A 5273-nucleotide genomic window follows, 5' to 3' on the forward strand; every position below is an offset into this window, starting at 1 on the left:
ACCCTCCTGCTTACGCAGAATCTAGTGTGTTGCGTTCACCGGTTGAATCCACAGCCCAAAGCTGCCTTTGCCGTAGGGCAGCTACCGGCCAGAAGCGGAGGTCGACAAGCGACCGCTACCGACTCTTTGCGCGCATTCACTGATTGGTTCCTCCCAGTGTTTCCTTAAATTCCTCATAGTATTGATCTGCCATTGCCCGTAAGGACCGGCCGATATTGGCGTACTCGTATTCGTTAAGGTTAGCCAGGGACACCCGGGCAGCGGGTTGCTTGGTACCGAACCCCTTGCCGGGTAACAGCACGATGCCGGTCTCCTTCGCGATTCTGAACAGGAGGTCACCACTGCTGAAGCGCGCTTTTACCCAAGCGGCAAACTCGTCGCCATGTATCTTGCGCGCCAAGTCTTCCAGGTCCAGAAGCGTGTAGTAGTCAACGGCATTCGGATCGCTGTCAGGCTCCACGCCCAACTCACGATAGAGCGCCGCTTCGCGGCGGCGTACCAGTTTCTTGAGCTCGGCTTTGTAGCCGTCGCTTTCGTCCATGAGAGCGAAGAGCGCGAACAGCACCATTTGCACTTGCTGCGGGGTGGACAACCCTGCAGTGTGATTCAGGGCGACTGTACGGCTGTCCGCGACGATGCGGTCAATGAATTTGAGGTCTCGAACATTCGGCAAGAGCGTTCCATAGCGATGGTCCAAGGAAACTTTCGCCGCCTCGGGCAACGTCGAGAGCGCCTCATCGAAAACGCTGTCCTTGTGCGTAGCGATTACGCCTAGGCGCCAGCCGGTGGCACCGAAATACTTAGAGAATGAATACACAAGCATGGTATTGCGAGGGCATATAGCGAACAGGGACCGGAAGTCGTCGGCGAAGGTGCCATAGACATCGTCGGTCAGAATGAACAGATCCGGGCGGGAGTCCGTGATAATGCGGGCAACCGCCTCGAGCCCGCGGTCGTCCATCTTCACGGAGGCCGGGTTGCTGGGGTTGATACAGAAGAAAATCTTTATCGCGGGATCCTTGAGCTTATCCAGCTCCGTATCCGGGTACTGCCAGTTGGCGTGCGGGTCTGCGTCGATGTGTACCTGCTCCAGCCCAAATTCTTCCAGCTCCGGAATTTCAATATAGGGCGTAAACGCGGGCATCCCGATCGCGACCTTGTCGCCCCGTTTAAGCAAACCATTCTGCTGTAGCGAATGAAAGATATAGGTCATTGCGGCCGTACCGCCTTCCACAGCAAACAGGTCTATTCTTCCGGCCGGAACGAAGCCACCGATCATTTCCTTCACGATGTAATGGCCCACGACCTGCTCGGAAATTCTGAGCATGCGGGGTGGCACAGGATAGTTCGCGCCCAGAATGCCTTCGACCATCTCGTGCAGAAACGCAGAAGCCGAAAGCCCCAGTTGGTCCCGGACGTAGCTAAGGCTCCTGGCGAGAAAAAGCACCCCGGGTTGGTCACGGTGCTCAGCGGTATACCGTTCGAAACGTGCCTCGATGCCATCAATCTGCGGTAGCCCGCCGACCCCGTGGGGCATGTAGGAATAGGACAACTCGGCTTCGCTCGTGGCGAAGAGGCCAAGGCGGAAAAAGGCGCGTCGGGGCAGGGTAGACAGGAAGTTTGGATTGCCCCGACCTGCATTTAGCATCAGATGGTTTTCAGTACCGGAGGCCAGCTTGATCAGTTCATCTTTGAGTTCGAATGGACTCAGCTTGGCGTACTGGGCGTACTGGGCGTAATCGTCGTTCTTGGCAATTTCGTCGCTCATGCCATTTTCCCTTTCGGTTAAGCGAAGGCTACGACCAGCGGCCCGAGCAAGGTGAGAAACACATTGGCCAAGGCATAGGTAACCGCGAATGGAACCGTTGGTATCGAATTACCGGCTTTGTCGAGCACTTCCCCAAAGGCAGGGTTGGCGCTGCGCGCCCCGGAAACGGCGCCGGCGAAGATGGCCAGGTTGTCGTAGCGGAGCACATAGCGCCCCACGAGGATCGTGATTACGATAGGGACGATGCATACCGCCACGCCCACGAGAAAGATGGAAATACCTTGTGTAGCGATAGTTTGGACTGCCTGGAGCCCAGACTGCAGGCCTACCACGGCCACGAATCCCGCCAAACCCAGGTCACGCAGGAGGGTGGAAGCCGGCGTGGGAAGGTTGCCACGGGTGAGATGGCGGCTTCGATACCATCCGAAGGCTAGACCGGCGATGAGCGCGCCCCCACCACTACCCAAGGTCAACGGAATCGCACCCAGGCGAACAACGATCATGCCGAGAAGCAAGCCGACGACGAGCCCGAAACCGTGAAAAACAAAGTCGGTTTTCTCGCTCGGCACGATAAGGGTACCAACCTGCTTGGCTACGCGCTGGATGTCATCCGGGGTGCCGTAGAGCGTTACCATATCTCCGGAGCTGATGACGGTATCAGGTTGCAACGCCAATGGCCGACCAGCGCGTTTTACTCCCACCACATACACGCCATGGCGCAACGTACGGTTTGCCTCTTGCCGAATTTCTGCCACGGTGCGATTAACGTAAGCAGGGTTGCCCACGGTCAGGTCGCGTTGCACCACCACCACGTCCATGTCCGGATAAGACTGCAGTTCTGGCCCAAGCCGCTCCGCCATGGCGATCACACCAGCGCGACGTCCTACCACAAGCACAACGTCATCCGCTTCCAGCACAGTATCCGGCGCCACACCGACCAGTGCGCCGCCACGTTTAATACGTTCGATCGTCAAGGCAGCCGCATTAGCGCTTTGCGGGGTGGTTTCCACTTGCTCGACCGTCTTGCCAGCCGCTTGGGCGACGCGATACATACGCCCAACCAACGGAGGGGTCGCTGGCTGTTCTCCTGGCCCATATACCCGCGCTCCGGCGAGCAACTCCGCCTCCGCTCGGGTCGCATCGTCCCGAATCGAGCGCTTCATGAACCACGGGAGGACATTGACGCACATAAGGATTGCGCCGAATGAGCCGAAGATATAGGTCACGGCGTAGCCCACCGCAACGTTGCCTTGAAGAGCCTGGATCTGTTCCAGCGGAAGCTCCAGCTTGGCAATCGCGGCACTTGCGGTACCGATGATCGCCGACTGAGTCATCGAGCCTGCAGCGATACCTGCCGCTAGCCCTTTGTCCAGCCCCAACACCCTGGCGGCTACAATCACTGTCGCCAAGCCACTGAGTGCCATGACGGCCGCCAATACAATTTCCCGGAGCGATTGCCGCCCCAGGGAACGAAAGAACTGTGGCCCGCTCTCGAACCCGACGGCGTAGATGAACAAAGCGAACAACACCGACTTGATACCGTTATCGATGCTGATTCCGACCTGGCTGATCACAACAGCCGCCAGTAGCGAGCCCGCTACGCCTCCAAGCTGAAATTTACCAAACTGGATGCCGCCGACCCAGTAACCGATTGCCAGAGAAAGAAATAACGCAAGTTCGGGCGACTGATTCAGCACGAGGTGGAGGTAGTCCATAGAAACCTTCGATCGAAGGCCGGATGGCAGCGTTTCACCACACGACCAAGCGCTTTGGGGATGACCGAACGCGCAGCCCGTCAATGGCGGGGCACGCAATCCAGCATCTGACAGGCTAAGCTTCACCTGGCAGAACGACGCTCATCATCAAGGTTGCGGTCAGATTTACCAGCCAAGCATGATTGGATCCGGCAGCGCTAGAAATTTAAGCACAGCATTCCAGAACTGTCAAAAGCAGAGGCTGTAGATGAGGTGAGGGCGGGTATGGCTTTGCCTTGAGCAATAAACTGTAACGAGTAGGTGCCCAAACTGTGTAAAAACACCTATCGGACTATCGCTGCCAAATTAAAATAGAGAGAGAACGCCCATTTTCAAAGTCGATCTCAGCGTAGCCCCCTAAATCCCCTTATATGACCTGATCTAGAAGCCCAAAAATTTGGCTACAAGAAAATGGCAAGCTGTGGACTGCAACAGCCCCTATTGTCAAGGCCAAGTAGAAATGTCGCTAGACCGGCTAAGTAGAAATGTCACTTTCACCACAGCATCGGTGAGCCGTGGACAGGTCACCACGTAGCGGCCCCTGAAGATGCTGTGATATCTAAAGATAGAGCTACGAGTGATTATGCTGCGGTGCGAACTTAAGTTTAAACTATCTCACAGGGTCGCCGTAGTGCTAAAAATTATTAGCGACAACTATGAAAGTCGAATTCTCATTGGAGTTTTTAAGTGGTTGCCGAGCCGTTTTTTCCCTTTCAAAGCCTCGCTCACGATTTAATAGCATTCCTACCTAATGACAGCACGGATGGGTCACACGATCTCTCTCATATCCATCGTGTTTGGATTAATGTTCGAAGGCTACAGGAAAAAGAGGGTGGTGATCTTGAGGTATTGCTTGCGGCGACTATCCTGCACGATTGTGTCGCTGTGGAGAAGGATTCTCCTTTGCGGTCGCAAGCGTCAAGTCTTTCTGCTGAGAAAGCGGCCTCTATTTTAGGGGCTATGGGATGGCCCGGAAATAAAGTTGAGAAAATTGCTCACGCTATGAAGACTCACAGTTTTTCGGCGGGGTTTGAGCCGCTAACAATTGAGGCCAAAATTCTTCAGGATAGTGATCGGCTAGACGCCATCGGAATGGTGGGAATCGCCCGCTGCTTCTACGTTTCGGGGAGGATGGGCTCGGCCCTATACGATTTCACGAATCCGGAAGCTATAGGCAGGGATTATCAGGACAAACGCTTTATTATCGAGCACTTTCACACAAAACTACTCAAGCTGGCTTCTGGGTTTCAGACTGCGGAAGGAGCTCGAATGGCAGCAGCTCGACATGCACGTCTCACTAGTTTTCTAGAGAGCTTTATGGAAGAAATCGGAGCGCTTAGCTGATTATCGTTACAGCATGAGTGGTGAGTAAGAACCGATATGGATGGCCGGTTTTTGTTTTGCATACCCTCAGTTGGCTAGGCATACCTCGCTAGAGAAAATATCTGTTATTAACTGGCATTCGCCCCTTGAAATTGCGACCAATCGCTGTATATGTCACATTGGTAACGTTTCAGCTCTCAACTCTGAACCGGTGTATACCTACACTTTGTGTATACCGATTCAAAGCGTCCAGGGATCGGAATACCCTTACCAGTTCCCGTCGTGAGCGGAGAGGGAAGTGCCGGCTTTCTTTGCTGTAGCGTATCTGCAGTTGCCATCCATGCCCGTCGGGGCCTGGAACGGTTCGCACATCGCATGCGGCCCCAGCAGACACCAAAGCACTGAGTCCTTCAGCACTGATCGACTGA

The 5273-nt window shown here is 55.0% G+C and carries 3 protein-coding genes; 1 reads left to right on the forward strand and 2 read right to left on the reverse strand.

What is annotated here, in order from left to right; all coding sequences use genetic code 11:
• Nucleotides 1-136: 136 nt before the first annotated feature.
• Nucleotides 137-1768, reverse strand: coding sequence for a bifunctional aspartate transaminase/aspartate 4-decarboxylase (locus tag GSQ95_RS18885; protein WP_158894708.1), 1632 nt, complete (start codon nt 1766-1768; stop codon nt 137-139).
• A 17-nt stretch (nt 1769-1785) separates the two neighbouring features.
• Nucleotides 1786-3483 (reverse strand): aspartate-alanine antiporter, encoded by a 1698-nt coding sequence (gene aspT / locus GSQ95_RS18890; RefSeq protein ID WP_158894705.1) that lies wholly within the window; start codon nt 3481-3483, stop codon nt 1786-1788.
• A 726-nt stretch (nt 3484-4209) separates the two neighbouring features.
• Between aspT and GSQ95_RS18895 the strand changes: the two genes are divergently transcribed.
• Nucleotides 4210-4866 carry an HD domain-containing protein gene (locus GSQ95_RS18895; protein WP_158894702.1) on the forward strand — a complete coding sequence of 219 codons (657 nt, stop codon included), beginning with the start codon at nt 4210-4212 and terminating at the stop codon, nt 4864-4866.
• Nucleotides 4867-5273: the final 407 nt, after the last annotated feature.

The sequence above is a fragment of the Pseudomonas sp. BAV 4579 genome, assembly GCF_009765395.1.
GTDB lineage: Bacteria > Pseudomonadota > Gammaproteobacteria > Pseudomonadales > Pseudomonadaceae > Chryseomonas > Chryseomonas aestiva.

Coding starts and splice junctions, on each gene's coding strand:
- aspT (WP_158894705.1), bottom strand. CDS start 3,483: ATGGACTACCTCCACCTCGTGCTGAATCAGTCGCCCGAACTTGCGTTA.
- GSQ95_RS18885 (WP_158894708.1), bottom strand. CDS start 1,768: ATGAGCGACGAAATTGCCAAGAACGACGATTACGCCCAGTACGCCCAG.